This window comes from Mycobacterium sp. ACS4054 (genome assembly GCF_001667275.1).
In the GTDB taxonomy this organism is placed as follows: Bacteria; Actinomycetota; Actinomycetes; order Mycobacteriales; family Mycobacteriaceae; genus Mycobacterium.
In genome coordinates this window covers 77630-104204 of sequence record NZ_LZHV01000003.1, presented here as the reverse complement: position 1 = coordinate 104204, position 26575 = coordinate 77630, and the positions used below count along the sequence as shown (strand labels likewise).

Genomic DNA, 26575 nt, shown 5'->3' with positions numbered 1-26575 from the left:
CCCCCCCCCCCCCCCCCCGCCCGCCCCCCCCCCCCCCCCCCCCCGCCACCCCCCCCCCGCGCCGGGGGGGGGGGGGGGGGCCCCCCCCCCCCCCCCCCCCCCCCCCCCCCCCCGCGGCCGATCAGGCGTTGATGACCTCGCGCTGCGAGGCTTTCTCGTCGATGGCCGAGTGAGCGTCGCCGCGGCCGACGGTGATCTTGCGCGGCTTGGCCCGTTCGGCCACCGGAATGCGCAGGCGCAGAACGCCTTCGCGGTAGGACGCCTCGATCTTGTCGGTATCGAGGTTGTCGCCGAGCACCAGTTGCCGGCTGAACACCCCGCGCGGGCGCTCGGTGGCCAGCATCTCGCGGTTCGGGTCGAGGGCCGGGCGCTCCGCGCGCACGGTCACCACGTTGCGCTCGATGTCGATGTCGAGCGATTCGGCATCGATGCCGGGCAGGTCGAACTCGACGACGAATTCCTCGCCCTGGCGCCAGGCGTCCATCGGCATCACCGCCGGCCGGGCGGCCGTACCGAACACCTGGTGGGCAAAGCGGTCGAGGTCGCGGAAGGGGTCGCTACGCATCAGCATGGTGGTCACCTCTCACTCCAATCTAGGCTGTGGTCCGGTTCTTACCTATGTCCAATGACATAGATTTTATATAGCACCATCGACACTATGCCTGCAAGTGTGGTAAACAGATTTTCTAGCCAGTTCGTTTCGAGGGGGAGCGGGTGATGACCGACCTACGCGGCGATTCCGGCGCCCCGGCGCCCGATCACGGCGTGTACGGCATCTCGGTGGCCGCCGAGCTTTCGGGCATCCCGGTGCAGTCGCTGCGCCTGTACGAGCGTTATGGACTGCTCACGCCGGCGCGCAGCAACGGTGGAACCCGGCGTTACAGCAACGACGACCTGGCCCGGCTCAAGCGCATCAGCGAGCTGGTCGACGCCGGCGTCAACCTGGCCGGCGTGGCCCGCATCCTCGACCTCGAGGACCACAACGCGACCCTCTCGGCCGCCAACACCGACCTGCGGTCCACCAACCGCACGCTGCGCAAGGCCGCCAAAACCGCGAAGGGCGCCAACGACGCCTGAGGGCGTCCTCGGATTGCGCCGACCCACATCGGGTACACCCCCTGCTGTGCCTAGTGAAGGAGATGCGATGGCAGAGGTGGCGGAGGCCAAGGCCCAGGTGGTCGACGGAGCGCGGCGCGAGGCCGACGCGTACCGCGGAGAGGCGCCCCAGCCGCTCGGCGGCTACCTGGCGGTGCTGATGATCTACGGCGTCGTGGTGGCCGCCGCGACCGCTGCCGCGCTGCTCACCGGGCGTACGCTGCCGCCGCGCTGGCGCATCCAGGACCTCGTCTTGGTGACGCTGGGCACCCACAAACTCTCGCGGACCGTGACCAAGGACGCGGTGACCAGCCCGTTGCGGGCGCCGTTCACCCGGTACGTGGGCACCGGCGGCCCGGCCGAGGTCAAGGAGGAGGTCAGGGACGAGAGCCAGCTGCGGCACAGCCTCGGCGAGCTGTTGACCTGCCCGTTCTGCCTGGACATGTGGGTGGCCACCGGTTTCGCCATCGGCCTGGTCTTTGCCCCGCGGTTCACCCGGCTGATCGCCGGCGTCTTCACCGCGCTGGCCGGGGCCGACTTTCTGCAGCTCGGCTACGCGATGGCCCAGAAGTCGGCCGAGGGCTGAGCCGCCCTCAGCCCGTCTTCGGCATGGGGATGCCCTCGCTCGCCGCGAACTGCGAGTCCTCCTCGGAGGCTAGGCCGATGGAAACCACCGACCGGTTGAACAGCAGGTCGGTCAGGTAGGCCAGCGAAACCGCCCACCGGTTGACGCCCCGCGGGATCGCGTACAGGTGGTAGGCCCGGGTCACGAATTTCGCCGGCAGCCCCGACAGGTGGATGTTCAGCGGGTTGGCCACCGCATGCCACGGCCCCAGGTCGACCACCAGGCCCAGGTTGCGGTGCTTGTACTGCTTGGCAGTGCCGTGACCCAGGCTGGCCGCCACGTTGCGGGCCAGCACCTTGCCCTGCCGGGTAGCGTGCTGGGCGGTCGGCGGGGTGATCTTCCCCGGCTGGGTCAGGTCGGGAACCGCGGCCGCGTCGCCGGCGGCGAACACTTCCGGGTGGTCCGGCACCTGCAAGTCGGCCTGCACCTTGAGCCGGCCCCGCTCGGTCGGTAGTCCCAGATCCTGGATCAGCGGCGCGCCGGTGACGCCGGTGACCCAGGCGACCGTGCGGGTGTCGATGCGCGAATCATCGCTGAGCACAACGTGATCGGCGTGCGCTTCCTTCAGAGTGATGCCGAGGCGGACGTCGATGCCCCGCCGGCGGAGCACCTTCTGCGCGGCATCGCCCAGTTTCTTGCCGACCTCGGGCATCACCTGCTCCGCCAGATCGAGCAGCACGAACCGGACCGTGGCGGGATCGAAGCGCATCTGTTTGGCGGCCGCGTCGGCCAGCGCTCGCAGCTGGGTCACCAGTTCGGTGCCCGAATAGGAGGCCCCGACCACGACGACGGTGCGGCGGGCCGCGGCCGCCGCCGGGTCGTCCTCGATGTTGGCCAACTCCAGCTGCTCCACGAAATGGTCGCGAAGGTAGAGCGCCTCGGCGGTGGTCTTCAAGCCGCGCGCGCAGGTCGTCAGACCGGGCACGTCGAATAATTTGGTCACCGAGCCCGGCGTGAGCACCAGCCGGTCCCAGGACATGGTGTGGCTGCGTTCTTCGGGATCGCAGTACTTCAGCGTGCGCTGGGCGAAGTCCACCCCGTCCACGCGGCCGCGCACGGCGCGCACCCCCTTGAGGGTGTTGGCCAGCGGGATCGCGACGAAGCGGGCATCGGCGACCCCGCCGGCGACGTCGGGCAGCAACGGGGTGTACAGCATGTAGTCCACGGGGGAGACGATCGTGATGTCGGCCTGCACGCGCCGCCGGCGCAGAATGCGGGCCAGGCGGTGCGCGCAGGTGAATCCGGTGAAGCCGCTGCCAACGATCACGATTGAGGTCACCAAGCCGAGTGTAGGAGGAATCACGCACCGAGCGCCGCCCGGATTCGTTGCAAGGGACGGCTGGCACAGCGAAACCCGTTGGCGCGGGAACAAATTAGGCGCGATCATCACGGAATCCATCCGACGGCGCGACGTGCCGCCGTTCGGGCCCGGGTCCGCGTTTCGTTCCCTGGCCCCTAGACTTCGTTTCGGGTGTAGACATGCAAGCGCGGCGACGGAATGATCGGACCCGCGAGGCGGGGGCCTCGAAATGGATCATGCCCGGATTAGCGCCCAACAGGCGGAAGGGGTGACGCCATGCAGGAGCGTAGCGAAGTGATTGTCGCTCGGCTGGCGGAACTGGTCGCCAGCTTGGAGCACAACGAAACCCACACCGATGTCGGCCTGCGTGAACTGATCCACAACGGCGTCCAGCACGTGGCGGGCTCCCAGTACGCGGGGATCACGCTGGCCGAGAAGAGCAGGGCGGTCAACAACGTCGTCGCCACGCATCAGTACCCAATCGTCTTGGACGCGATACAGGACCGGTACGGGGAGGGCCCGTGCGTGGAGGCGGCGTGGCGGCACCATGTGATGCACGTCGACGACCTCACCGCCGAGGAACGCTGGCCGCGATATCGGCGGCACGCGCTCGAGCAGACCCCGATTCGGTCCATCCTGTCCTTCGAGTTGTACGTCAACCACGACAGCCTGGCCGCGCTCAACTTCTACGCCGACTCCCCGCACGCGTTCGGCGACGACGCGGTGGAACTCGGCGCCGTTTTCGCCACGCACGTCGCGTTGGCGTGGTCGGTGATGCGCAGGCAGGACCAGTTCCGCAGCGCCCTGGCGTCGCGGGACATCATCGGTCAGGCCAAGGGAATCATCATGGAGCGCTTCGGCCTCGACGCGGTGGAAGCGTTCGAATTGCTCACCCGGCTCTCGCAACAGTCCAACACCCGGCTCATCGACATCGCTCACGGGCTGGTCGACAGCGAGCACCCGATCAAACGCGGCCGCCGCTGACTGCCGTCGCCCGGCGTTTCGGCGGGCCCCAGGCGGGTATGTGCCTCGCACATGAAGGCTGTCACTTGGCACGGCAAGCGCGACGTCCGGGTGGAGTCGGTGCCGGACCCGAAGATCGAGAAGCCCACCGACGCCATCGTCGAAGTCACGTCGACCAACATCTGCGGCTCCGATTTGCACCTCTACGAGATTCTCGGGGCGTTCATGAAGCCCGGCGACATCCTCGGGCACGAACCCATGGGGATCGTGCGCGAGGTCGGCGGTGAGACGGGCGACCTGCGGATAGGCGACCGGGTCGTCATCCCCTTCCAAATCTCCTGCGGCAGTTGCTACATGTGCGGCCAGCAGCTCTATACCCAATGCGAGACCACCCAGGTGCGTGAGCAGGGCATGGGGGCCGCTCTGTTCGGATACTCGGAACTGTACGGCGAAGTCCCCGGCGGCCAAGCCGAGCTGTTGCGGGTGCCCCAGGCGCAGTTCACCCACATCAAAGTCCCTGTGGGGCCGCCGGATTCGCGGTTCGTCTATCTGTCCGACGTGCTGCCGACGGCGTGGCAGGCGGTGGCCTACGCCGACATTCCGGACGGCGGCACCGTCACCGTGCTCGGGCTGGGCCCGATCGGCGACATGGCCGCGCGCATCGCGGATCACCTCGGCTATCGCGTGATCGCCGTCGACCTGGTGGCCGAGCGCCTGGGGCGTGCGGCGCAGCGCGGCATCCACACCATCGACCTGTCACGGCTCGACGCCCCGCTGGGGGACGCCATCCGGGACCTGACCGACGGGCGCGGCTCCGACTCCGTCATCGACGCGGTGGGCATGGAAGCCCACGGCTCGCCCGCGGCCAAGCTCGCCCAGCAGGCCACCGGCATGTTGCCGGACTTCGTCGCCAAGCGGTTCATGCAGACCGCCGGCGTGGACCGGCTGCACGCGCTGTACTCGGCCATCGACATCGTGCGCCGCGGCGGGACGATATCGCTGATCGGTGTGTACGGCGGGATGGCCGACCCGCTGCCGATGCTCACGCTCTTCGACAAACAGGTGACCCTGCGGATGGGTCAGGCGAACGTGAAGAGGTGGGTGGACGACATCATGCCGCTGCTCACCGACGACGACCCGCTCGGCGTCGACGATTTCGCCACCCACGTGCTGCCGCTGGACCAGGCCCCGCACGGCTACGACATTTTCCAGAAGAAGCAAGACGGAGCCGTGAAGGTGATGTTACGGCCTTGAAAAGCGCTGTGCCACAAGCCCTTTTGTGCATCCGTTTGGGGGTGCCCCCGGTAGGGTATTGATTGCGCCATGACATCCGCAGAAGCCGCAGGAGCTTTAGCCCCCACGCCCACCGGAGAGGTGTGGCCGGGCCGCGCCTACCCCCTGGGCTCGACCTACGACGGGGCGGGCACCAATTTCGCCGTCTTCAGCGAGGTGGCCGAGCGGGTGGAGCTGTGCCTGTTCGACGCCGACGGCACCGAGAGCCGGGTCCCGCTGCCCGAGGTCGACGGCTACATCTGGCACGCCTACATCCCCAACATCGAGCCGGGCCAACGCTACGGCTACCGCGTGTACGGCCCGTACGACCCGCAGAACGGCCTGCGGTGCAACCCGAACAAGCTCCTGGTGGACCCGTATTCGAAGGCCATCGACGGCTCCTTCGAGTGGAACCAGGCCCTGTTCAGCTACAACTTCGGCGACCCCGACAGCCGCAACGACGACGATTCCGCCGAGTTCATGCCCAAGTCGGTGGTCATCAACCCGTACTTCGACTGGGGCAACGACCGGCCGCCGGACCACCAGTACGCCGACACGGTCATCTACGAGGCGCACGTCAAGGGCCTCACGCAAACCCACCCCGACATCCCCGAGCAGCTCCGCGGCACCTACGCGGGCGTCGCGCACCCGGCGATCATCGACCACCTCAAGAGCATCGGGGTGACGGCCATCGAGCTGATGCCGGTGCACCACTTCGCCAACGACTCCACCCTGGTGGACAAGGGCCTGTCGAATTACTGGGGCTACAACACAATCGGATTCTTCGCGCCCGACTTCAAGTACTCGAGCGCCACCTCGCCGGGCGGGCAGGTGCAGGAATTCAAGGCCATGGTGCGGACTCTCCACGAGGCCGGCATCGAGGTCATCCTGGACGTCGTCTACAACCACACGGCCGAGGGCAACCACATGGGGCCGACGTTGTCGATGCGCGGCATCGACAACGCCGCGTACTACCGGCTGGTCGACGACGACAAGCGCTACTACATGGACTACACCGGCACGGGCAACAGCCTCAATGTCGGGCACCCGCACGCGCTGCAGTTGATCATGGACTCGCTGCGCTACTGGGTGACCGAGATGCATGTCGACGGTTTCCGTTTCGACCTCGCTTCGACGCTGGCCCGCGAGTTCTACGACGTGGACCGGCTGGCCACCTTTTTCGAACTGGTGCAACAGGATCCGACAGTGAGCCAGGTCAAGCTGATCGCCGAGCCGTGGGACGTCGGCCCGGGCGGCTACCAGGTCGGCAATTTCCCGCCCCAGTGGACCGAATGGAACGGCAAGTACCGCGACACGGTCCGGGACTTCTGGCGCGGGGAGCCGGCGACCCTCGACGAGTTCGCCTACCGGTTGTCCGGCTCGGCCGACCTCTACGAGCACACCGCGCGCCGGCCGGTCGCGTCGATCAACTTCGTCATCGCCCACGACGGTTTCACGCTGCGAGACCTGGTCTCCTACAACGAGAAACACAACGAGGCCAATGGCGAGGACAACAACGACGGGGAGAGCCACAACCGGTCGTGGAACTGCGGCGTGGAGGGCCCCACCGACGACCCGGACGTCAACGCGCTGCGCGCCCGCCAACAGCGCAACTTCCTCACCACGCTGCTGCTGTCGCAGGGCGTGCCGATGATCTGCCACGGCGACGAGCTGGGCCGCACGCAGAACGGCAACAACAACGGGTACTGCCAGGACAACGAGATCACCTGGATCGACTGGTCGAAGGCCGACAACGGCCTACTGGAGTTCACCCGCCTGGTGTCGGCGCTGCGCGCCAACCATCCAGTGTTCCGGCGGCGACGGTTCTTCTCCGGCAAGCCGCTGGGCCGCCGCGGTCAGGACGGGCTGCCCGACATCGCCTGGTTCACCCCCGAGGGCGCGGAGATGACCGAGGAGGACTGGGGCGCGGGGTTCGCGAAATCCCTCGCGGTGTTCCTCAACGGGCACGGCATCCCCGACCGGGACGCGCGGGGGCAGCGGGTCCTCGATGACTCGTTCCTGCTGTGCTTCAACGCGCACTACGAGCCCATCGAATTCACCTTGCCGCCAAAGGAATTCGGCGCATCCTGGCAACTCGTGGTCTTCACCGGTCCCGACGAGGAGACGCCGGCGGAGGAGGTGCCCGGCGGGGGCATGCTCACCGTGGACGCCCACACCGCCGTGGTGTTGCAAGCCGCCGACGGCGGCTGACAAGCCCGGCAGCGCCCGCCATCGAGGACTTTCGCCCCCGAATTGATTACCTTTTGCCCTCCGGCTCGGTCATCAATCCGCGCACACTGACGGGCGCGCGCCGTGGGGGAGGAAGGGGCCGCCGATGGAGACGCCGAGCCCCGGTGCGTGCCTCAACGACGTGGCCTGGTGCCGGCGAATCGCCCTGCTGGTCGTGTTTGTCATCGCCGTCATGGCGTTGTTGGGATGGGCTACTGGTGTCGACCGGCTGACCCGCATCGATCCGGCGTGGCCGCAGATGATGCCGTGGACCGCATTGTGGCTGGCGGTTCTGGCTGCCGCAATCGCGTTGCAGGCGGGTCGACCCTCGGGGAAGCGGGTGTGGGCCGGGCGGGGTCTGGCCTTCGCGGTGGGCGCCCTCGCCGCCATCACCCTCGCGGAGTACGTCACCGTTGGGCCATCATCCCGCCTGGACCTGGTGTGGTTCGGTGACGCCGTACGCGCGTCGCAACAGACCTTTCCGGGCCGCCCGAGCCCGCAGACGGCGTCGTCGGTGCCGCTGCTGGCGGCCGCTGTGGGCCTGGTACGGGTTGATCGGTGGACCCGCGTGCTTTGGCCCGCCTGCGTGGCGGCAGGCGGGGCCGTTTCCTTTGTCACGGTCGGGGCCTACCTGTTCAATGCATTGGCGTTGGTGGGTTATACGCCTTCGACCGGCCAGGCGCTCCTGACTGCGTTGTCTTTGCTGCTGCTCGCCGCCGCGACGACGCTCGCCCGCCCCGACCGGTTCCCGGTGGCCTGGCTGCTCGCCCGACCCGACCGGAAGTCACTGCTTCGGCTGGTCGGCATCCTCGCCGGATTTCCGGTCGTGGTTGCGCTGGCTCGGCCGATCTTCTTGCGGCTCGGCTTGGGCGAGCACGCGGAATGGACCTTCTCGATCCTGCTGGGCACCCTCGTAGTCGGGGCGATCACATTTTTCTTCACTCAGCGCGAACAGAAACTGTTGATCGAAAAGGAACTGGCCAGTCAGGAGCGCGCCGAGGCCGAGGCGCGCTACCGCATCCTTGCCGACAACGCGGTGGACGTCGTCGTGCTCCTCCGCGGTGACGAGATCGTATGGGTCTCGCCGTCCGTCGAGGCCGCGTTGGGCCGGCCGCCGGACGGGTGGATCGGCCCCGGTTTCAACCGCCACATCCATCCGCAGGACATCGAGAAGGTCGCCGCCGCCGTGCGCAGGGTCGCCGCCGGCGAATCGGTGGTGCAACGGTTCCGAATCCGATCCGCCGACGGTGAATACCACTGGGTCGAGAGCCACGGCAAACCGTACGTCGACGCCGACGGCAATATCGACGGCATGATCGCCGCGGTACGCATCGTCGACGATCAGGTGAAGGCGGAGCAGCGACTCGAACGGCTCGCCCGGTTCGACACCCTGACCGGACTGGTGAACCGCGCCGAGGCCCTCGGCCGGCTCGCCGCCGCACTCGAGGAACCGCAACCGGTCGGGACTTACGTCGGCGTGTTGTACTGCGACGTCGACCATTTCAAGGAAATCAATGACACCGGGGGACACGGGATCGGTGACTACGTGCTCGCGACCCTGGCGGCGAGGATCCGGGGAAGCGTTCGCCGCGGGGACACCGTCGGCCGGACCGGAGGCGACGAAATCCTCGTTCTGTTGCCCGGCGTCCGCAGCATCGACGAGCTCGCACGGATCGCCGAGAAGATTCGCTGTCGCGCCGCCGAACCCATCCACGTGTCCGGCAAGACGTTCTCCGCGACCCTGAGCATCGGCGCCACCCTTGCCGTCCGCGGCGATACCGTCGACGCCGTCACCGCCCGGGCGGACGCGGCCATGTACCAGGCCAAATTTGGGGACCGGAACACCGTCGTCCGGAATTAGCCAGCCCAGCCATCGACATGCGCCGGGTGATATCCGGTAGGTTTTTGCCGACGGCAGCTCGTTACAAGAGAGGGCAAATATGTCAAGGACAGTGGTGGTGGGCGCCTCGAGCGGGCTCGGTCGTTGCATCGGTGTCGGCCTGGCCCAGCGCGGCGATCAGGTCGCGCTGTTGGCGCGGCGGCGCGAGCGCATCGAGGCGGCGGCGAAGGACGCCGGCCCGGGCGCGATCGCCGTCGAGTGCGACGTCACCGATGAGGCGTCGTGCCGGTCGGCGATCGAGAATGCCGCCAACACGCTGGGCGGCATCGACAACCTGGTCTACACGCCGGCCGTCGGGCCCCTGGTCCGCATGGTCGAGACCGACGCCGCCACCTGGCGGCGCATCTTCGACACCAACGTCATCGGCGCGGCGCTGGTGACGGCCGCCGCGGTGCCGCACCTGACGGCCTCCGCGGGCAAGGCCGTCTACCTCTCCTCGGACGCGGGCACGTTCGGGCCGCCGTGGCCGGGCCTCGGGGCGTACGGCGTCAGCAAGGCGGCCCTCGAGCGAATGGTCGACGCGTGGCGCGCCGAGCACCCCGACATCGGCTTCACCACCCTGATCGTCGGGGAATGCGCGGGGGGCGAGGGCGACGGGCAGACCGGAATGAACGTCGACTGGGACATGGACCTGGCCATGAAGGCCGTGCCGCTGTGGGCGTCGCGCGGCTGCATGCCCGGCAAGCTGATGCCGGTCGAGGACCTCATCGACGTGGTGCACACCATCCTGCGGACGAACGCCGCGACCTCGATGCCGGTGGTGGTGGCGCGGGGCGCGCCGGCCAGCCCGGCCGCGTTCGCCGATTCCGCGCAGTCCTAGACCGGCCCTAGCCTCAGCGCCCGAGCTTCTCGCGGACCAGGTCAGTCAGAAAACGCCCGGCCGAGACCGGCCGGAACGCGCGGGCCGCGCCGGTGAGTGCCTCTCGCGCGTCCGCGGGCAGGTCGATGTCGGCGGCGGCGACGTTGAACTCGAGCTGCTCGACGCTGGAGGCGCCGGGGATGGCGACGACGCCCGGATGGCTGATCAGCCAGGCCAGCGCCACCTGCGCGGGCTTGGCGCCGACGGTGGTCGCGACGTCGCGCAGGGTCTGCAGGAGCGGCTCGACGCGGCGCAGGTTCTCGGTGCCGAACAGCGAATTCAGCGCCCTGATGCCGCCGGGGCGGTTGTCCAGGCCGTACTTGCCGCCCAGCAGCCCCTGCTCGAGCGGGCTGTAGGCGATCACGATCCGGTTCTCCCGTTCGGCGAAGGGCACCAAATCCTCCAGCGCCCGGGCATGGGCCAGCGAAAAGTGGACCTGGTTGCTGACGACCGGACGCCCCAGCGCGGCGTCGGCCTTCTGCCAGCGCGCCAGCGAGTAGTTGGAGACGCCCGCCGCGCCGATCTTGCCGGTGTCGAGCAGGTCGCGCATGCCGGGCATGATCACCGTGTCGGGGACCACCGGGTTGGACTGATGGATCTGGTAGAGCGGGATGCGGTCCAGGCCCAGCCGCCGCGCGCTGGCCCGCTCGCGCTGCTTGATCACGGCGGGGAAGGGGGCGACCGGCATGATCTTGCTGGCCACCGCGACATTGGCGCGCTCGTCGCCGAGCGCCTCGCCCAAGATCCGCTCGCTCTTGCCCAGCCCGTAGACCTCGGCGGTGTCGAACAGCGTGACCCCCATGGCGAGGGCGCGGCGCACGATGTCACCGGCGGCGCCCGACGCGTAGCCCTCCCCGTAGCCCCACTCACGAGACCCGAATTGCCAGGTGCCCAGGCCGATCCGGCTGACGCGTCCCACGCCGTTGACGTCGAGATACTTCATGCGCCCAACCCTAGCCAGGAAGCTTGCCCAGCACGTAGTCGGCGATGCCCACGCCCGCCACCCGCGGTTGGTCGCCGTCGGTGGTGCCGCTGCAGGAGACCAGCACGTCGACGATGACGTTGGCCTTGGCCGCGACCGCCCGCGCCGAGCGGATCTGCAGCCCCCTGGGCGCCAGGTCCAGCGTCGTGACGCCGTTGGGGGCATCGGCCGGCGCGCCCACCGCGAAGGGCAGCGCCTCCCCGTTGGGCGGTGTCAGGGTCACGGTCAAGCCGCCGCATCGGCGCCACCCCGACAGCAACGCGGCCAGCTGCGCCTGCGCCGCCGGCGGGTCGCGGAAGGCCACCACGGCCTGGATGACCTGGGTGGACTTGAGGAAGCTGCGCGAGTCGCGCAACTCCGTCGCGCGGTATCCGGCGACGTCGGCGCCCGAATAGGCGTCCGGTGTGCCGGGGGCGACGCTGCCCCAGCATTCCGGCCGGTCGATCGCCCCTCCCGCGCCCGCGCGGCCCATGTTGTCCCACGTCTGGCCGGCCTGCAGGTTCTGGTCGCTGGTGATGTTCTTCAGGGCATCAGCGCCCGGCAGCAGCGTCGCCAGGGCGTCCGGCGCGACGGGGCGCGGGGCCGCCGCGGGCGTCGCCGCGCTCGTTGGGGTGGAGGTCGGCGCCGCCGTCTGGGTGGACGGGGCGGCGCCGAAGATGGCCCACGCGACCAGCCCAACGACGGCGACGGCGATGAAGGTGTAGGACAGCGCCAGTCCCGCCCGCGCGCGGTCCCGGCCGAGCTCGCCGGTGCGTCGGATCTGCGCCAGCCCGGCGTGTCCCAGGATCGCCCCCACGGGCGCGAACACGAACGCGAACACCAGCGACAGCGTCGCCAGCACGTTGACGGGCGGTCGGTGCGGCGGCGCGGGCGGGGGCGTGAAGACGGGCGGCTCGTAGTCCGGGGTGGGCGGCGTCCGGCCGAGCGGGTCGTAGGTGTACGGGTTCTGCCAATACGGGTCCTGCGGGTTGGTCACGCCAGCACCTCCTTACCGGCCGCACCTGCCCGAAATGTAGCCGACGGCGGGGCGTTACACGCGGGGCTTGGCGACGCTGACGACATAGGGCGCGCCGGCCAAGGTCAGGTACACCCGGTGCGGCCCGATCGCCATGCCGGACAAGGGTGCCGCTTGGGCCGCCGGCGGCAGTCCCGCGCGGTAGCCGACGACACGCAGGACGGGAATCGTGTGGGTTCCGAAGCCGGTGAAGCTCGCCGTCTGAAGCACCACGACTTCGCGGTCGGTGGCGGCGTAGATCCGGGTGTCGTCGGTGCCCAGTTCGCGGATCGCCGACGGCAGCCGGGCACTGGCCAGCACCGTCAAACCCTCACCACCGCGCCGCGAGTCCACGGCGTACAGCGTGGCGTCGTCGTGGCCGGCCACGTAGCTGCGCGTCACCGCGGCGCCGTCGCCCGCCGACACCGCGACGTTCATGCCCAGCGAACCGCGCTGCTGCGCCGGGGACTGCGACCCCTGGTAGTGGCGGATTCCGGACGGTGCGAACACGTGGTAGTCGATCTGGCGGCCGCGGTTGGCGCCGTCGATGGTGTCCGCGGGATCACCGGCGACCGGGGCGGTGGGCAGCTTGCGCAAGCCGTACTGGTCCACCGGTGTCACCGACGTTCCGTCCGACGACAGCGCCAGCAGCATCCGCAGGCCCGCGTCCTCGGACAGATACGCTGGGGCGGGTCCGGCGTCGAAATCGCCTACCTGGCGCAGGCTTTCGAGGTCGACCTCGGCGACCCTGCCGCGCTCGGGCTGTGGCACGAACACAATGTCGGCGTTTTTCCGGCTGATCTGCAGATTGCGTCCGACCGCCATGGGCGCCGATAACCGCGTCTCGGCGTCGCCCGGCCGGTTCCCGGCGCTCACCTCGGCCAGCCGGTGATCGTCGGTGAGCGCGACGAGGGCGTGGGTGCGATACGACCAGACCGGTTCGCGCAACGGCGCGGCGACCGACCACAGCTCGACATCGGGCGCACTCGCCAGCGACGCGCCCGGCGCCGCGCAGCCGGCGGTCAGGACGAGGGCGCCGAGGACCGCCACCCGGCTGGACAGGCCGATGGCCACAAGCGTTCTCCTTGTTCGCAGTTGGTGGAGAACTACCCGCTGGCGCATGGGCGTACCCGTTTGGTGCCCGATTTCGTCGGGTAGCCGACAGGGAGCGCGCAACAGCCCGCGCGCCAAGGTAGATGGGAAGGACATCATGGCTCAGACCGCCATCAAGTCGCCCACCGATGTGGTCGACTTTCTTGTCAGTCAGCACGAGCAGATCAAGTCGTTGTTCGCCACCACGCTGGCGGCGACGGGGAAGGAACGCGAGAAGGCGTTCGTCGAACTCCGGCGATTGCTGGCCGTCCACGAAACGGCGGAAGAGGAGATCGTGCACCCGCGGGCCAAGCGGAAGCTCGCCGACGCGGCCGACGTGGTCGACGAGCGCCTCCACGAAGAGCACGAGGCCAAGACCGTCCTGCAGAAGCTGGAGAAACTCGACGTCGACAGCGCGGAGTTCACCAGCCTGTTGACGCAGCTTCGCGACGCGGTCATCGAGCACGCCGAGCACGAGGAGCACGACGAATTCGCCAAGCTGGGCCAGGAATTGAGCGGCGAGGAGCTCGAACGGATGGGCCGCGCGGCCAAGCTCGCCGAGGCGATCGCGCCGACCCGGCCGCATGCCGGTGTCGAATCGCAGGCGGCCAACCTGGCCGCCGGACCGTTCGCGGCGATGCTGGACCGCGCCCGCGACGCCATCGTCGGGAAGGGCTAACGGCTCACTGGGGCGCCCTCACCCGAGGGGGAGCGGGGGCGCCCCAGCCCCGGCAAGGGAATCAGATGACCGCAATCAAGGCACCCGGTGCCGGGCGCTACCTGCCCGAGCGGCGGGCGCTTGATGCGCTGCGGGCGGCGGCCGAATGTTGCCGCGGCTGCCCGCTTTTCGCCGATGCCACGCAAACGGTTTTCGGCCGCGGTGACCCGGGAGCGCCGCTCATGCTGGTGGGCGAGCAGCCCGGAGATCAGGAGGACCGCGCGGGGGAGCCGTTCGTCGGGCCGGCCGGCCGACTCCTGGCCCGCGCGCTCGAGGACGCCGGCATCGACCCGGCGTCGACGTATGAGACCAACGCGGTCAAGCACTTCAAGTTCACCCGTAAGGGCGGCAAACGGCGCATCCACCAGAAGCCTGGCCGCACCGAGGTGGTCGCCTGCCGGCCCTGGCTCATCGCCGAGATCGAGGCGGTGCGCCCGCGGGTCATCGTGTGCCTGGGCGCCACCGCCGCGCAATCCCTTCTGGGAGCGGACTTTCGGATATCCGCCCAGCGGGGCCAACAGGTGCGGCTGCCACCGTCGGCCGTCGACGTGCAGCCCGACCCCATCGTCGTCGCGACGGTCCACCCGTCGGCGGTGCTGCGCGATCGCAGCGACCGGCACGACGAGGCCTACCGGCTCTTCGTCGACGACTTGCGCAGCGCGCGTTCGTCAGTCGCCGCCAATCCGTGACTCGGCCTCGCCTCAACTCTTCTTGTGCGGCATGAACTCCTGCGCCTTGGTCTTGAGGCCCACCTTGACGAAGCCGACGCGGTCCTCGTCCCCGGACAGCACGGCGGCCGTGGCCGACTTGAACTGTTCCCAGGTGGCGTGCGGCGGGATGGGCGGCATGTCCGGGTCCGTGAAGACGTCGAGCACCGTCGGCCGGTCGGCGGACAAGGCCTGACGCCACGCGCCCTCCAGCTCGTCGGGGTCCTTGATGGCCATCGCGTTCAGGCCGAGGCTGGCCGCGAACGCCGCGAAGTCGACGTCGGGAAGCGCCTGCGACTCATGGAATTTCGGCGCGCCCGCCATGGCGCGCATCTCCCAGGTGACCTGGTTGAGGTCGTTGTTGTGCAGGATCGCGATGATCAGGCGGGGGTCCTTCCACTCCTGCCAGTACCGCTTGATGGTGATCAGCTCGGCCATGCCGTTCATCTGCATGGCGCCGTCACCGACGAACGCGATGACGGGCCGGTCCGGGTGGCCGAATTTGGCGCCGATCGCGTACGGCACGCCGGGGCCCATCGTCGCAAGGGTGCCGGAGAGCGAGCCGCGCATGTCGCCGCGGAAGCGCAGATTGCGGGCGTACCAGTTGGCCGCCGAACCGGAATCGGCTGTGATGATGGCGTTTTCGGGCAGCTGCGGGGAAAGCTCGGAGTACAGGCGCATCGGGTTGATGGGGTCGGCACTGACCATCGCCTCCTTGTCCATGGTCTCCCACCACCGCGCCACGTTCTTCTCGATGCCCTCCCGCCACGATCGGTCCTCTTTGCGGCGCAGATACGGAATCAGCGCTCGCAGGCCGGCTTTCGCGTCGGCGACCAGGTTGACCTCGTACGGGTAGCGCATTCCGATGAGCCGGCCGTCCACGTCGATCTGCACCGCGCGGGCCTGACCGAAATCGGGCAGGAACTGCGTGTAGGGGAAACTGGATCCGACCGTGAGCAGGGTGTCGCAATCGCGCATCAGCTCATAACTCGGGCGCGTCCCCAGCAGGCCGATAGAGCCTGTGACCCAAGGCAATTCGTCCGACAGGACGTCCTTGCCCAGCAGCGCCTTGGCCGCGCCGGCGCCCAGTAGGTCGGCCACCTCGGCGAGTTCCTCACGGGCCCCGCGGGCGCCGGTGCCCACCAGCATGGCGACCTTCTTGCCGGCGTTGAGGATGTCGGCCGCGCGCCTGATCGCCGCGTCGTCGGGGGCGATCTGCGGGTATTCGATGCCCAGGCTGGAGGGGACCATCTTGAACGCGTGCTCGGGCGGGGAGTACGGCAGCTCTTGAACGTCACTGGGAATGATCAACGCCGTCGGGGCCCGCTGGGTCATCGCGATGCGGATCGCGCGGTCCAGGACGTTGGGCAATTGCTCGGGGACCGTGATCATTTGGACGTAGTCGCTGGCGACGTCCTTGAACAGATTCAGCAGGTCGACCTCCTGCTGGTAATTGCCGCCCATCGCGGTGCGGTTGGTCTGGCCGACGATCGCCACCACCGGAACATGGTCGAGCTTCGCGTCGTAGAGGCCGTTGAGCAGATGGATCGCCCCCGGCCCGGACGTGGCCGCGCAGACCCCGACCCGGCCGGTGAATTTCGCGTAGCCGACCGCCTGGAAGGCGCTCATCTCCTCATGGCGAGACTGGATGAACTTCGGCTTGTTGTCCGCGCGGCCCCACGCGGCCAGCAAGCCGTTGATGCCGTCCCCGGGGTAGCCGAAAACCTGCTCGACGCCCCATGCCCGCAAACGCTCCAGCAGATAGTCGGAGACCTCTTGCTTAGCCATTGATGTTCCTCCTAGACAGACGGTTCGGTGAAATGTCGCTACGTTCGCCGGCCGGCACAGCGGCCGCGCTGGACGCGGTTTGCTGCGAAGACCCGCGGCCGTGATTTTCGACCGCAGTCAGGCGCGAATGGGCGGCCAAGGCACTTCCCACTTTCGGGGCATACCCTCAAACGCGGGCGTTATTCGGGCCGTGGCCGGGACGCAAAAACTCTCAGCGGATTGTCAGGCAACGGCCCGCGGCGACGACCTCCCGCTGTCACGCCACCGAAATCACGTCACGCGCTCTTGGGGAGGGCGGCCATCCCGGATGCGCTGTGACCCTTGGCCACTCGCCGGATCAGCATGCGGGTGGCCTTGTCCAGGATCTCCTGCGCCGCGTCGGGGTGCCGGGCGCGTTCGGCGCGCCGCGTGGCCGCCGCGATCGTCAGCCCCTGCTCGTAACCGGTCACGACGCGTGGGTCCACGTAGGAGCCGCGGGCCACCGCCGGGGTGTTGCCCAGCTCCTCGGCGACCTCCTTCATCACGGCCGATTCCACCCGCTTGGCCACCCGCCGCGAGACCGCGGGATCGGCGTCGGCGAACGCCGTCGCCGCCAGCACCGTGCCGTGCCAGGTACGCAAATCCTTTACCGTGTATTCGCTGCCGACAAGCTCCTTGAACCGGGCATTGAGGTCGGCGGATCGCACATCGAGCCACCCGGCGGCGTTGCGGCACACCAGGAGCCGCTCGGTACGGTCGGGCCGGCGCATCAGCGCGCGCACCGCGCGGACCACTTCGGGGTCCTCGATCTCCACGGTCCGCCGCACGCCGCTCTTGGCGGGAAAGTCGAATTCGACCGCGTCGCGGCGGACCACCACGTGTTCGCACAGCAGGGTCGCCAGCCCGTAGGATTCGTTCTCCTCGGCGTACTGCTCGCCGCCGGCGCGGAAGTACCCGCGATCCAGCAGGCGCAGCGCGAGCGCCAGCACCCGCTTGCGGGTTAGGCCGCTGCGCGTCAGGTCTTTCGCGATGGCGGCGCGCCATTGCGGCAACCGGGTGGACAGTTCCAGGACGCGGTCGAACTTTTCCTCCGCGCGTTCCTGCTGCCACGCGGTGTGGTAGAGGTACTGGCGGCGGCCGGCCGCGTCGACGCCGACGGCCTGAATGTGGCCGTTGGGATGCGGCGAAATCCACACGTTCTTCCAGGCCGGTGGAATCACCAGATCCTTGATCCGTTGCATGGTTTGAGGGTCGGACAGCAGGTCGCCGTCGGGGCCGTAATACGCGAAGCCCTTGCCGCGACGCTTGCGCGTGATGCCCGGTTTGCTGAGAACGCTGCGACGCAGCCGCATCTTTGCCTCCAGTTACGTTCGCTGACTGGACAATTACCCGCCGCGGCAGCCGTTCACACGTGCAAAGAAGCGGCCCGCCACAGCGTTGTGGCGGGCCGGATCTCGCGGCCGGATCAGCCGGCCATGAATTCCTGGTAGGCCGACTCCAGGGTCGGCGGCAGGGCCTTGACGTTGCACTGCCGTTCGGTGTCGCCGATCGGTGCCAGGATGCCGCGCAGGTCGTAGTACTCCTGCGGGTGGGCCGTGAAGTAGCCCCGCAGGCTGGACTCGGCCTCGGGACGCGGCTGGGTGTAGGCCGCCGTGACCACCTGGTTGGCGCCCGGGTGGGCCGCCAGGTACTGCTCGGCCGAGCCCTGGACGGACGAAACGGTGGCGTTCACGCCGCCGGGGCTGCAGTCGGGCGCTGCGGCCGCCGACGGGGCGCCGACGAGACCGATGGTGATTCCCCCGAGCAGGCAGCCGGCGCTGACGCCGGCCAGACGCCGGCGCGCGACAATACTGCTGATTTTCATGATCAGTGTGTCCTTACGAAATTGTGAATCTGTTCCAACGAGGCTCCCGATCCTCGAAACCCAAAGTAGCGGAACTAAAAAGTGGCGGTGTTCGCTGACGCCGAAGCGGATGGGCCGGGACCCGCCAATCCGGCACGGAACGGAGCCGTTCACTAAGCCAACGATCAATTCCCGCTGGCCGTTTTTGAGAATCCTTAAGGAAAGGGATGCAATCCTTAAGGATTCGTGATCATGATCGTGACGAAATCGTGACCCGCCGTGGGTTCCCAAACGGACCTTCAGCGCGGGCGAAGGGCTCCCTGGATCAGCCGAAGCGCCTCGGCAACCGAATCGACCAACGGCAAGCTGAGGCCGGTGACCAGTCGGGTCAATCGGTGCAGCGCCTCACCCCCGACGACGCTGCAGTGCAGGCGAGCGAGCCGGCACTCGTCGTCGACGAGGAGCAGCGCCCGAAGGCCGGCGCTGCCGAGGTAGTCCACGCGGGTGACATCCAGGATCAGCGGGACCCGCAGTCGCACTAAGCGGCGGGCCGCCTGTGCGACCAGATCGGAGTTGGACGCGTCGATCTCTCCCTCGACGCGCAAGACGGTGGCCAGCCCGTGCGGCTGTACGTGCAGTTGCGCTCCGGCGCAATCGATTTCGTAGCAGTCGAGCCGTTCCTCGGCTCGGAAGGGTTGAGAGGTCATCTGATCGCCCGTCGGGTTTGTGGTGAGTGAGCGACCAGTTGCCCAGGGCCGCTCGATAGAGGGCAGCTGTGGATTCAACCTGAGCTGAACTTAACCCCCGGGCCCGCTACGCGGGAGGAAATGGCTGTCGCCGGCAAAACTCTTCGTTTCTTGGCTTCGTGCGCCCACTCAGACCCGGGAGAAATCCGGCCTGTGCAGCGACCCGGCCGCGTTGTCGCGGCCGTCGCTCGCGTGGCCGTCCGTGGCCGCCGGCGCCTGGGTGCGCAGCCAGGTATCGAGGTCGGGACCCAGCACGATCGCGCGATCGGGGGCCAGCAGCGCCCCCGTGGCAAGTGCGCCAACCGCTGGCTGCACGGCGCGCACCGGCCGGCTATCGCCTTGCTGGGCAAGCACTTTGGTGGTCAACTCGGGCAGCCGAATTGTGTTCGGGCCGGTGATGGTGCGCGGCGTGGGCGTCTGTCCCAGGGCCGTCTCGACGATCACGTCGGCCACGGTGTCGGCGGCGATGGGTTGAATCAGCCAGTCTTCGACGATCACCTCGTCCCCGTCACAAGTCACCGGCCCCGCGGGGCCGGTGGCGGACTCGTACCACGTGGTCGACTTCACCACGGTGGTCGGGACCGGGCCGTCGAGCAGGATCTCCTTGGCCGCCCGCTTGGCTTCGAAGAACGGGACCCCGTCGAACACCGGGTCGTCGATGCCCGCCATCGTCGACACCACCAGGCGCTGAACCTCCCGTGCGGCGCACACACCCATGAGATTGTGCGAGGCGGTGGTGAACGCCTGCGGATTGGTGGGCTGCCCGTCGTCCGCCACTGGATTGGACACGTCGATCGCCACATCGACCCCCTTGAACGCCCGGTACAGGCCCTCTCCGCTCAGCAGGTCGATCCCGTGCGCGCGGGACACCTCCACGACCGCGACGTCCCGGGCCCTGAGCCGGGCGACGACGCCGGCGCCGGCGGTGCCGGTCGCTCCGATGACGGCGATGGTGGTCAGCAGCCTCACCCGCTTTCGTTGGTCGCTGATTACTACCCACCGAATTCCGCTTCAAACGTTCCGATTCCGCCGCGATCCCGTCCGTGATCGCCCGCACGTTCCCGTTTGACGGGTCGACCGACGGGAACGCCGTAGGGACCAACTGAGAAGTAACCAACAGGGAGGTCGACCCATGGGGGATGACAAGAGCGGACCGCAGGAAGCCGTCAAGGGCGCCGTCGAGGGCGTGAAGGGCAAGGTCAAGGAGGCCGGCGGAACGGTGCTCGGCCGCGACGACATGGTCGAGGAGGGTCAGGCCCAGCAGGACAAGGCCGACGCTCAGCGTGACGCGGGCAAAAAGGAGGCCGAAGCCGAGTCCGCGCGGGCCGGCGCCGAGGCCGCCGAACAGCGCCAGAAGGAAAACCAGTAGCTAGTTGGTGAAGGGGTCCGGTCCCGCTCGGGGCCGGGCCCCGTTTCCGTCTCGACGTTTTCTTCTCCACGGCGGGCAGGTTTCAAACCGCCACGCCCGGCTATCCCCGGCTAGGACCGTCGGCTGCGGCGCAGCGGGTGGCGGACGAGCGAGGTGGAAGATGAGCTTGAGCGACCGGGTCTCGAGCATTGTGGCGTTTCTGCGCGCGGGCCGCCCGAGCGGCGCGCCCGCCCTGGGCTACTCGCCGCTCCTGGCGCTGCTCCCGCGCCGGGTGTCCGACGACGAGATCACCACCATCGCGCGGAAATTGCTTGCGCCCAAGCCCCGTTCGATCACCAACGTCGACGTCGGGGTGGAAATCACCCGGTTCACCGACCAGCTGCCCTCGGTGGACGAGATCGAGCGTGTCCAGCGCCGGGTAAAAGCGCTGGGGCGGGCGGGCCACCAGTACGGCTGATCGGACCCGATCACGCGTGTTCGAGGTCGACGACCAGCGGTCGATGGTCGGAAATTCCCATCGGTTCGGCGTCGACGGCGCTGCCGCGCAGGCGGCGGTCGTCGGTCAGGATGTGATCCAGTTGCCGGTCCGGCGCGTGCGCGGGAAAGGTGGCGGCGTTGGCCAACGCCCGCATGCCCGACCAGCGGCGCACCGCCTTGGGGGTCATGTTGAGGTCCCCGGTCAGCAGCCGCGGGCCCGGAAAGCCGCGCAGGTCGTGCACCAGCCTGCGCAACTGGCGCCGATTCCAGCCGGGCACGAAGGACAAGTGCGTGTTGGCCACCGTGAGCCCGCCCATCGGGGTGTGCAGTTGCGCGATGACCGCCGCCCTCGGCTCCTCGTCGACGACCATCACCCGGTTCGGGCCCGGCAGATACATGGGAAAGCGCATGGGAATGCGGGGCAGCCGCACCACCTGCCAGCTGGCCACCGGGTATCGCGACAGCAACGCGATTCCGTAGGCCGTGGTCCCGGGCTGCTCACGCCCCGTGGCGGCCATCCACGTCGCCCCGGGTGTTCCGGAGATGGCCGCCACGAACCGGTATTCCACGGCTCCCATGGCTTCGGCCGCGACCGCGGTCAGGTCGGCGCGATCGGACCGCGGCTGGTCACGGTCGACCTCTTGGAGGCTGAGCACATCGGCATCGAGCCGGCGCACGCAGTCGCGCAGCCGCTGCAATTCCACCCCGTCACCGACGGTGCGGCCGTGCAGGATGTTGAAGGTCGCCACACGCATAGGGGTTCTCCTACCCACTTTCCGGCTCGTGCAGTCGTGCCGGGGCGTGGTCAGCGGAAGACCACCTCGCCCACCGCGAGCAGTCGTTGCAGGACGAACGGCGGCAAAATGGGCGGCGTTTCGCCGCGCCCGGGCCGCAATTGACTCCGATAGCATTGCGCGGCTTGGCGTTTGCGATTGACGGCCCAGCCGGGCGCCGAGACTCGGTGGGCGCGCTCCCACGGTACCGCGGGGTCGGCGGGGGTGGCCCAGTGCCACATCCAGACCGGATATTCGAGCAGTGCGACGCCGGTGCGCGAGCAGGCCGCCGCCGCCGCGCGGCCCACGGCTTCGTAGTCGCGATGCCCGTCGCGGCGCCAGGGGGCGGCGCACCAGGCGTTGGGGCCGGCGGTTCGCAGAATGTCCACCAGCGCCGCGGTGAGGCGGTCCTGGTGCTTACCCAGCTCGCCGTCGGGCAACCCGAGCCGCACCGGCGGCGCCACCCCTAAAAGGCTTGCGGCCCTGCGAAGTTCGTACCGGCGGGTCGTGGAAAGCCGAATGCGGCCGGACAGGGTCGCCCCGGGCTGGGCGGCGCCGCCGTCGCTCACCGACACCACCCGCACGTCGACGCCCGACGCGACCAGTTGAGCGATCATCGCGCCCACACCGAGGGTCTCGTCGTGCGGGTGGGGCGCCACGACAATCAGGCTCCGACACCTCGTCAGGTCCAGTTCCGGCAGGGGGCCGCGCTCAAAAGCCGCCAGCCACAACGGTGCTGGGGTGCCGCCGTGGGTGAGCGGCTTGGCCGCGAACCGGGCGCTGTTGCTGGTCGGCGCGGTTCTCATGACGGCCTCAGCGGTTGCTGCCCGCCAGCTGCCCGAGCTCGGCGAGATCGCGCTCGGCGTGGCTTTGCCGGATGTAGATGCTCAGATCGGCGACGCGCTGGGCGTGCCGCCCGTCCTGACACAGCGGGCCCGGTCCCAGCGCCCGGCCGGTGCGGGTGATGGCCTCGTCGACCGCGTGTTCCACCACCGTGCGGACGCGACGGGCCAGCAGCTGGGCGGTTCCGCTCCGGTCGAACGGGTCCGAGTCGACCTGCGCCGCGGCGGCGGCCAGGATCGCGTCGCCGGCGGCCAGCGCGGCATCGACGGCGCCGAGGTGCGCCAACGAGTAGGCATCGGCGGATTGGCTTCCGGCGCAACGGTATAGCGGATCCGCAACCCGGCGCGCACCGCCGAGCCAACAGGCGGCCACGCCGATAGCGCCATGCCAGAACCCCGGTCGGTCCACGTAGTCGCCGGGATCCCCCACGGCGACGGCGTGGGTATTGGTGAATTGCACTGGCCTCGTGTCGCTGCCGGCCATGCCGGCGTTCCACCAGGTGCTCGGCAACGGCTTGACGGTTGCGTCCGTGACCTGCACGGCGAACAGGCCCCGTGATCCGTCTTCGAGCCGGGCGGTCACCAGGGCGTGGGTGCAGAACCCGGCGCCCGAGCACCACACCTTGGTGCCCGTGAGGGTGAACGTTCCCTCGGTGTCGGTGGCGGTGAGCACCGCGTCCGGGGATTCGGTGGCCCAAACCGCCCACAGCTGACCGGATTCCGGGGGTTTACCGCCCAGTTCGTGGAGGATGGCGACGGCATCGACGTGGGCTTCGGCGACCCTGGCCGCCACGATGTTCTCCTCGGCGAGCGACGCCAGGCGCTGCCAGCGTTCGGCGGTGCGCCCCGAAGCGGGTAATGGCAGCTCGAGCCGTCCCGACTCGAGCCAATGCCTGACCAGTCCCGCCGTCACGCGCAATCACCCGCCGCCGATCTCCTCAGGTGCCTGAGGCGGAAAGCGAACCCGTGTGGCGCCCGAGCCTGGGTTCGTGCCGACGCGAGGAGTGGGAGTTCGGTATTGCGGTGGACGCGGTGGCCGGCGACCTCGAAGCGGTCGGCCGGGGCGGCGTCCTCGCCAGGGGTTGGCGCGCGAAGGCCGGCCGCCAGTTGCACCCGCCCGACGCGGGCTGGGATCACTGCGGCGGCGGCATCATCGGCGCTTAACCAAGCGGTTAACACCACGACAGAATTTCCCAATTGGCCGCAAGTTAAACAGGCTTAGCACCGTCGGCGACCCATCCGCGCAGGTTGTAGCTCGTCGCCAGCGGGGTATGACGTAGGGACCATGGCACCCATCGAGCCCCCCGCACCCAGCGCGGCGCTGCGGGAAGCGCTGCGCGGCGCGGCCTCTGCGCTAAAGGAAAACGGCCCCCGGTTCGCGTTGGCCGGCAGCTACGCGCTGTGGGCCTACGGCGCGCCGGAACCCACCCACGACGTGGATCTGGTGGTGGCCGAGTCCGACGTGGACGACGCGGTGGCCACCCTGAGCGGTGCCGGCTTCGCCGTGGAGCGGCCCCCGGAGGACTGGCTCTTCAAGGTGCGGGCCGGCGATACGGTCGTCGACGTGCTGCACCGCCTCAACGGGGTTCGGGTGGAATCGACCACGCTGGACTGCGCCGAGCAGCAGGACGTGCTGGCGATCAGGATGCCGGTGCTGCCGCCCACGATGGTGCTCATCCAGCAACTGCGCGCCCTGCACGAGCATTACTGCGACTTCGCCAAGCTGTTGCCGGCGGTGCGCGCGGTGCGCGAGCGGCTGGACTGGGAGCGGGTCAGGGCGTGCACCGCGGACAACGACTACGCGGTCGCCTTTCTGGTGTTGGCCGATCGGCTCGGCCTCACGGCTCAGTGATTGCGCAGCTTGGCTACCAGTTTGTCCTTGGTCAGGCTCGAATACCCGGACATGCCAAGCTCTTTCGCGCGCTTCCTCAGCTGGGGGACGGTCCAGTCCTGATACGAACCGGACTTGCCGCCCTTGCGCGCGACCGAAGACTTACCCCGCGCTGCGGCCGCGTTGGAGATCCGGGCCGCCTTCTCCTTGGAGTCGCCCTGCTTGCGCAGGTCCTTGTACAGCTTTTCATTCTTGATCGACGAATTCGGCATGGTCCATCCTCCTGTCCGCAAGACGTAATGGTCAGGGTGCCCGCCCGGGCCACGGTGAAAACCCATCAGAACCCATGACGCCACGCCTATCCCCGCACGAGCGGGTTACTTACGATTGAGGCGGGTAGTCGAGGAGTGGTGATCACAGCATCTAGCGAAAATGGCGATCTGCGCGGCGTGGTGGCGATCGGGGCCTCGGCGGGCGGGGTCGAGGCACTTTCAAAGCTGGCGGCGGGATTGTCGCCGGACGTGCCCTACGCCTACCTGGTCACCCTGCACGTCCCGGCCGGTGCGCCAAGCATCCTGGCCCGCATCCTGAACCGGAGCGGCCCGCTGCCTGCCGTCGCGGCCGAACACGGTGCCGAGCTCGAACCGGCGCGCATTTACGTCGCCCGTCCGGACCGCCACTTGCTGGTCGACGACCACCACGTGGTGCTGTCCCAGGGGCCGACCGAGAACGGGCACCGGCCCGCGATCAACGCGCTGTTCCGCTCGGTCGCGCTGGCCTACGGGCCGCGGGCGATCGGTGTCCTGCTCTCGGGCGTGCTCGACGACGGGGTGCTCGGGCTGGCAGCGATTCGCGCGCGGGGCGGCACCACGATCGGCCAGGCGCCGGAGGACGCGCTGTTCCCCGCGATGCCGATGAACGCGCGTGAGGCCGGCGTGCTGGATCGCCAGGCTCCGGCCGCCGAAATCGGCGCCCTCCTCAAAGAACTGTCGCACCGCGAGCTAGAGGATCCGGAGATGGAACGCGACGCCGCAATGGAACTGGAGAATCGCATCGCCATGGCGTCGCGATTCTCGACAAATTTCGACACCGAGGAGTTGGGCGCGCCGTCGGGCTACATCTGCCCGGACTGCAACGGCTCCTTGGTTTCGGTCAGCGAGGGCAACTACCGCTGCCAGGTGGGCCATGCGTGGACGGCCGATGCCCTGCTCAGCGCGCGGGACGTCGAGGTCGAGGGCGCACTCTGGGTCGCCGTGCGAAGCCTGCAAGAGAAGGCGCGGTTGGCGCGGGAACTAGCGGACAAGGCGGGCCTTGGCCCGCTCGAGCGGCGTTACACCGAACTGGCCGAGGAGACCGAACGGGCGTTGGCGGTCCTCAGTGACCGGTTGTCGGCCAACGCCGCGCACGGCGGTGAACCCGGTGGCTGACCAACGGTCGGAGGTTCGCATTGACACCGAAGCGCAACGGGACGTGACAATCCTGGCGGTGGACGGGGTGCTGGACAGCTCCACATACCGCAGCGTCCGCGACACCGTGATCAAGGCGGCCCTCGACGAGCCCCGCGCGGTGATCGTCGACGTCGACCGGCTTGAAGTGCCGACGCCGTCGGCCTTGACGGTCTTCACCAGCGCTCGCTGGCACGTCAGCATCTGGCCCGACGTCCCGATCCTGCTCGTCTGCGCGGATGCGGAGGCCCGGTGCGCCATAATCGCGGGTGGCATGGGCCGGTACGTGCCCATCTATCCTGTCCTAGATGCGGCGCTGGAAGCCGCCCGCAGCCGATCGTTACAGCTGAGGCGCCGAGCGCGAACCGAGCTTCCGCGCTCGCACGCCAGCCTCGGTCTCGCCCGTGCGGTGGTCACCGATTGGCTGACCGAATGGGACTGCCGCGAGGTCATTCCTGTCGCCTCCACGGTCGCCACCGTGTTCATCGAAAACGTCCTCGATCACACCGACAGCGCGCCGGTGTTGCGGGTGGAGAGCCACCGCGACGCCGTCACCATCGCGGTCGAGGATGGCAATTTCCGCCTGCCGGGCCGCCACGAGGATGCCGATCGCGGCGCCGAGATCGTCTCCGGCCTGGCCATCGTCTCCGCGCTGTGTCGGGCGTGGGGCAGCACCCCCACCTCGACCGGCAAAACGGTGTGGGCATTGGTCGGTCGCGAGAATGAATTCTGACCACCGCGAGTAG

Annotated in this window: 29 protein-coding genes; 15 read left to right on the top strand and 14 right to left on the bottom strand. The window is 68.9% G+C overall.

Going from position 1 to position 26575, the window contains the following annotated elements; translation table 11 throughout:
- Positions 1–121: 121 nt before the first annotated feature.
- Positions 122–571, bottom strand: coding sequence for an Hsp20/alpha crystallin family protein (locus A5730_RS00525; protein ID WP_055402137.1), 450 nt, complete (start codon positions 569–571; stop codon positions 122–124).
- 146 nt (positions 572–717) lie between these two features.
- Here A5730_RS00525 and A5730_RS00520 point away from each other — a divergent pair, with 146 nt between their 5' ends.
- Together A5730_RS00520 and A5730_RS00515 are read left to right on the top strand one after the other, a co-directional pair.
- Positions 718–1077, top strand: a complete 360-nt coding sequence (locus tag A5730_RS00520; protein WP_067894119.1) for a helix-turn-helix transcriptional regulator — start codon at positions 718–720, stop codon at positions 1075–1077.
- Positions 1078–1144: 67 nt separating this feature from the next.
- On the top strand, positions 1145–1681 hold the full coding sequence (locus A5730_RS00515) for a DUF1360 domain-containing protein (RefSeq protein ID WP_067894116.1): 537 nt from the start codon (positions 1145–1147) through the stop codon (positions 1679–1681).
- Positions 1682–1688: 7 nt separating this feature from the next.
- Here the strand turns inward: A5730_RS00515 and A5730_RS00510 are convergent, their stop codons facing one another.
- Positions 1689–2999, bottom strand: coding sequence for an NAD(P)/FAD-dependent oxidoreductase (locus tag A5730_RS00510; RefSeq protein ID WP_067894149.1), 1311 nt, complete (start codon positions 2997–2999; stop codon positions 1689–1691).
- A gap of 297 nt (positions 3000–3296) precedes the next feature.
- On the opposite strand from A5730_RS00510, the gene A5730_RS00505 reads away from it, so the two are divergent.
- The 5 genes from A5730_RS00505 to A5730_RS00485 all read left to right on the top strand — a co-directional run bounded on the left by A5730_RS00505 (position 3297) and on the right by A5730_RS00485 (position 10204).
- Positions 3297–4004, top strand: coding sequence for a GAF and ANTAR domain-containing protein (locus A5730_RS00505; protein ID WP_067894113.1), 708 nt, complete (start codon positions 3297–3299; stop codon positions 4002–4004).
- A gap of 51 nt (positions 4005–4055) precedes the next feature.
- Positions 4056–5237 carry a zinc-dependent alcohol dehydrogenase gene (locus tag A5730_RS00500; RefSeq protein WP_067894110.1) on the top strand — a complete coding sequence of 394 codons (1182 nt, stop codon included), beginning with the start codon at positions 4056–4058 and terminating at the stop codon, positions 5235–5237.
- A gap of 69 nt (positions 5238–5306) precedes the next feature.
- Positions 5307–7466 carry a glycogen debranching protein GlgX gene (glgX, locus tag A5730_RS00495; RefSeq protein ID WP_067894107.1) on the top strand — a complete coding sequence of 720 codons (2160 nt, stop codon included), beginning with the start codon at positions 5307–5309 and terminating at the stop codon, positions 7464–7466.
- A gap of 124 nt (positions 7467–7590) precedes the next feature.
- Positions 7591–9345 carry a sensor domain-containing diguanylate cyclase gene (locus tag A5730_RS00490; protein WP_067894105.1) on the top strand — a complete coding sequence of 585 codons (1755 nt, stop codon included), beginning with the start codon at positions 7591–7593 and terminating at the stop codon, positions 9343–9345.
- A gap of 91 nt (positions 9346–9436) precedes the next feature.
- Complete coding sequence (locus A5730_RS00485) at positions 9437–10204, top strand: SDR family oxidoreductase (protein WP_082946648.1); 768 nt, start codon at positions 9437–9439, stop codon at positions 10202–10204.
- 13 nt (positions 10205–10217) lie between these two features.
- On the opposite strand, the gene A5730_RS00480 is transcribed toward A5730_RS00485, so the two are convergent.
- Genes A5730_RS00480 through A5730_RS00470 form a run of 3 tightly spaced genes read right to left on the bottom strand, consistent with a single transcriptional unit; the run spans position 10218 to position 13341 of the window.
- Complete coding sequence (locus A5730_RS00480) at positions 10218–11186, bottom strand: aldo/keto reductase (RefSeq protein ID WP_067894099.1); 969 nt, start codon at positions 11184–11186, stop codon at positions 10218–10220.
- Positions 11187–11196: 10 nt separating this feature from the next.
- Positions 11197–12201 (bottom strand): sensor domain-containing protein, encoded by a 1005-nt coding sequence (locus tag A5730_RS00475; protein ID WP_067894096.1) that lies wholly within the window; start codon positions 12199–12201, stop codon positions 11197–11199.
- 54 nt (positions 12202–12255) lie between these two features.
- The gene (locus tag A5730_RS00470) at positions 12256–13341 is read right to left on the bottom strand and encodes a hypothetical protein (RefSeq protein WP_067894093.1); all 1086 of its coding nucleotides are present in this window, start codon (positions 13339–13341) and stop codon (positions 12256–12258) included.
- 88 nt (positions 13342–13429) lie between these two features.
- Between A5730_RS00470 and A5730_RS00465 the strand changes: the two genes are divergently transcribed.
- On the top strand, positions 13430–13990 hold the full coding sequence (locus A5730_RS00465; RefSeq protein WP_067894090.1) for a hemerythrin domain-containing protein: 561 nt from the start codon (positions 13430–13432) through the stop codon (positions 13988–13990).
- A 65-nt stretch (positions 13991–14055) separates the two neighbouring features.
- The gene (locus A5730_RS00460; RefSeq protein ID WP_067894087.1) at positions 14056–14718 is read left to right on the top strand and encodes a UdgX family uracil-DNA binding protein; all 663 of its coding nucleotides are present in this window, start codon (positions 14056–14058) and stop codon (positions 14716–14718) included.
- Between the two features lie 12 nt (positions 14719–14730).
- On the opposite strand, the gene A5730_RS00455 is transcribed toward A5730_RS00460, so the two are convergent.
- From A5730_RS00455 to A5730_RS00435, 5 genes are all read right to left on the bottom strand, one after another.
- Complete coding sequence (locus A5730_RS00455; RefSeq protein ID WP_067894084.1) at positions 14731–16524, bottom strand: thiamine pyrophosphate-requiring protein; 1794 nt, start codon at positions 16522–16524, stop codon at positions 14731–14733.
- A gap of 275 nt (positions 16525–16799) precedes the next feature.
- Positions 16800–17855, bottom strand: coding sequence for a DNA topoisomerase IB (locus tag A5730_RS00450; protein ID WP_067894081.1), 1056 nt, complete (start codon positions 17853–17855; stop codon positions 16800–16802).
- 113 nt (positions 17856–17968) lie between these two features.
- Positions 17969–18367: a heme-binding protein gene (locus A5730_RS00445; protein ID WP_067894078.1), complete on the bottom strand. Its 399-nt coding sequence runs from the start codon at positions 18365–18367 to the stop codon at positions 17969–17971.
- Positions 18368–18645: 278 nt separating this feature from the next.
- A complete protein-coding gene (locus tag A5730_RS00440; RefSeq protein WP_067894075.1) occupies positions 18646–19053 on the bottom strand; it encodes an STAS domain-containing protein in 408 nt (135 codons plus the stop codon).
- A gap of 168 nt (positions 19054–19221) precedes the next feature.
- Positions 19222–20061: an SDR family oxidoreductase gene (locus A5730_RS00435; RefSeq protein WP_067894072.1), complete on the bottom strand. Its 840-nt coding sequence runs from the start codon at positions 20059–20061 to the stop codon at positions 19222–19224.
- A 163-nt stretch (positions 20062–20224) separates the two neighbouring features.
- Between A5730_RS00435 and A5730_RS00430 the strand changes: the two genes are divergently transcribed.
- Together A5730_RS00430 and A5730_RS00425 are read left to right on the top strand one after the other, a co-directional pair.
- Entirely contained in the window at positions 20225–20461 is a 237-nt protein-coding gene (locus A5730_RS00430; RefSeq protein ID WP_067818442.1) for a general stress protein CsbD, read from the top strand.
- A 160-nt stretch (positions 20462–20621) separates the two neighbouring features.
- Positions 20622–20918, top strand: a complete 297-nt coding sequence (locus tag A5730_RS00425; RefSeq protein WP_067894069.1) for a DUF3349 domain-containing protein — start codon at positions 20622–20624, stop codon at positions 20916–20918.
- A gap of 10 nt (positions 20919–20928) precedes the next feature.
- Here A5730_RS00425 and A5730_RS00420 read toward each other — a convergent pair whose 3' ends face one another.
- Genes A5730_RS00420 through A5730_RS00410 form a run of 3 tightly spaced genes read right to left on the bottom strand, consistent with a single transcriptional unit; the run spans position 20929 to position 23466 of the window.
- Entirely contained in the window at positions 20929–21693 is a 765-nt protein-coding gene (locus A5730_RS00420; RefSeq protein WP_067894066.1) for an endonuclease/exonuclease/phosphatase family protein, read from the bottom strand.
- A gap of 50 nt (positions 21694–21743) precedes the next feature.
- Complete coding sequence (locus A5730_RS00415; protein WP_067894063.1) at positions 21744–22517, bottom strand: PIG-L deacetylase family protein; 774 nt, start codon at positions 22515–22517, stop codon at positions 21744–21746.
- Between the two features lie 7 nt (positions 22518–22524).
- Complete coding sequence (locus A5730_RS00410; protein ID WP_067894060.1) at positions 22525–23466, bottom strand: acyl-CoA dehydrogenase; 942 nt, start codon at positions 23464–23466, stop codon at positions 22525–22527.
- Between the two features lie 29 nt (positions 23467–23495).
- Here A5730_RS00410 and A5730_RS24535 point away from each other — a divergent pair, with 29 nt between their 5' ends.
- Both A5730_RS24535 and A5730_RS00405 read left to right on the top strand, forming a co-directional pair.
- Complete coding sequence (locus A5730_RS24535; RefSeq protein WP_156745623.1) at positions 23496–23717, top strand: hypothetical protein; 222 nt, start codon at positions 23496–23498, stop codon at positions 23715–23717.
- A gap of 121 nt (positions 23718–23838) precedes the next feature.
- Entirely contained in the window at positions 23839–24405 is a 567-nt protein-coding gene (locus tag A5730_RS00405) for a nucleotidyltransferase (RefSeq protein WP_067894057.1), read from the top strand.
- On the opposite strand, the gene A5730_RS00400 is transcribed toward A5730_RS00405, so the two are convergent.
- Positions 24399–24656, bottom strand: coding sequence for a hypothetical protein (locus A5730_RS00400; protein ID WP_055403855.1), 258 nt, complete (start codon positions 24654–24656; stop codon positions 24399–24401). The genes A5730_RS00405 and A5730_RS00400 overlap by 7 nt on opposite strands.
- Before the next feature lie 138 nt (positions 24657–24794).
- Here A5730_RS00400 and A5730_RS00395 point away from each other — a divergent pair, with 138 nt between their 5' ends.
- Together A5730_RS00395 and A5730_RS00390 are read left to right on the top strand one after the other, a co-directional pair.
- Positions 24795–25811 carry a chemotaxis protein CheB gene (locus tag A5730_RS00395; RefSeq protein ID WP_369829840.1) on the top strand — a complete coding sequence of 339 codons (1017 nt, stop codon included), beginning with the start codon at positions 24795–24797 and terminating at the stop codon, positions 25809–25811.
- Complete coding sequence (locus A5730_RS00390; protein WP_067894145.1) at positions 25804–26562, top strand: STAS domain-containing protein; 759 nt, start codon at positions 25804–25806, stop codon at positions 26560–26562. Before A5730_RS00395 ends, A5730_RS00390 begins: the two co-directional genes overlap by 8 nt.
- The last annotated feature ends 13 nt before the right edge of the window (positions 26563–26575 follow it).

Bases quoted from the DNA above. Each gene is read 5' to 3' on its own strand.
- A5730_RS00420 (WP_067894066.1), bottom strand. From the start codon at position 21,693: ATGCGTGTGGCGACCTTCAACATCCTGCACGGCCGCACCGTCGGTGAC.
- A5730_RS00465 (WP_067894090.1), top strand. From the start codon at position 13,430: ATGGCTCAGACCGCCATCAAGTCGCCCACCGATGTGGTCGACTTTCTT.
- A5730_RS00490 (WP_067894105.1), top strand. From the start codon at position 7,591: ATGGAGACGCCGAGCCCCGGTGCGTGCCTCAACGACGTGGCCTGGTGC.
- A5730_RS00500 (WP_067894110.1), top strand. From the start codon at position 4,056: ATGAAGGCTGTCACTTGGCACGGCAAGCGCGACGTCCGGGTGGAGTCG.
- A5730_RS00445 (WP_067894078.1), bottom strand. From the start codon at position 18,367: ATGAAAATCAGCAGTATTGTCGCGCGCCGGCGTCTGGCCGGCGTCAGC.
- A5730_RS00450 (WP_067894081.1), bottom strand. From the start codon at position 17,855: ATGCGGCTGCGTCGCAGCGTTCTCAGCAAACCGGGCATCACGCGCAAG.
- A5730_RS00525 (WP_055402137.1), bottom strand. From the start codon at position 571: ATGCTGATGCGTAGCGACCCCTTCCGCGACCTCGACCGCTTTGCCCAC.
- A5730_RS00430 (WP_067818442.1), top strand. From the start codon at position 20,225: ATGGGGGATGACAAGAGCGGACCGCAGGAAGCCGTCAAGGGCGCCGTC.
- A5730_RS00415 (WP_067894063.1), bottom strand. From the start codon at position 22,517: ATGAGAACCGCGCCGACCAGCAACAGCGCCCGGTTCGCGGCCAAGCCG.
- A5730_RS00440 (WP_067894075.1), bottom strand. From the start codon at position 19,053: ATGACCTCTCAACCCTTCCGAGCCGAGGAACGGCTCGACTGCTACGAA.
- A5730_RS00460 (WP_067894087.1), top strand. From the start codon at position 14,056: ATGACCGCAATCAAGGCACCCGGTGCCGGGCGCTACCTGCCCGAGCGG.
- glgX (WP_067894107.1), top strand. From the start codon at position 5,307: ATGACATCCGCAGAAGCCGCAGGAGCTTTAGCCCCCACGCCCACCGGA.
- A5730_RS00505 (WP_067894113.1), top strand. From the start codon at position 3,297: ATGCAGGAGCGTAGCGAAGTGATTGTCGCTCGGCTGGCGGAACTGGTC.
- A5730_RS00515 (WP_067894116.1), top strand. From the start codon at position 1,145: ATGGCAGAGGTGGCGGAGGCCAAGGCCCAGGTGGTCGACGGAGCGCGG.
- A5730_RS00425 (WP_067894069.1), top strand. From the start codon at position 20,622: ATGAGCTTGAGCGACCGGGTCTCGAGCATTGTGGCGTTTCTGCGCGCG.
- A5730_RS00400 (WP_055403855.1), bottom strand. From the start codon at position 24,656: ATGCCGAATTCGTCGATCAAGAATGAAAAGCTGTACAAGGACCTGCGC.
- A5730_RS00405 (WP_067894057.1), top strand. From the start codon at position 23,839: ATGGCACCCATCGAGCCCCCCGCACCCAGCGCGGCGCTGCGGGAAGCG.
- A5730_RS00520 (WP_067894119.1), top strand. From the start codon at position 718: ATGACCGACCTACGCGGCGATTCCGGCGCCCCGGCGCCCGATCACGGC.
- A5730_RS00480 (WP_067894099.1), bottom strand. From the start codon at position 11,186: ATGAAGTATCTCGACGTCAACGGCGTGGGACGCGTCAGCCGGATCGGC.
- A5730_RS00470 (WP_067894093.1), bottom strand. From the start codon at position 13,341: ATGCGCCAGCGGGTAGTTCTCCACCAACTGCGAACAAGGAGAACGCTT.
- A5730_RS00455 (WP_067894084.1), bottom strand. From the start codon at position 16,524: ATGGCTAAGCAAGAGGTCTCCGACTATCTGCTGGAGCGTTTGCGGGCA.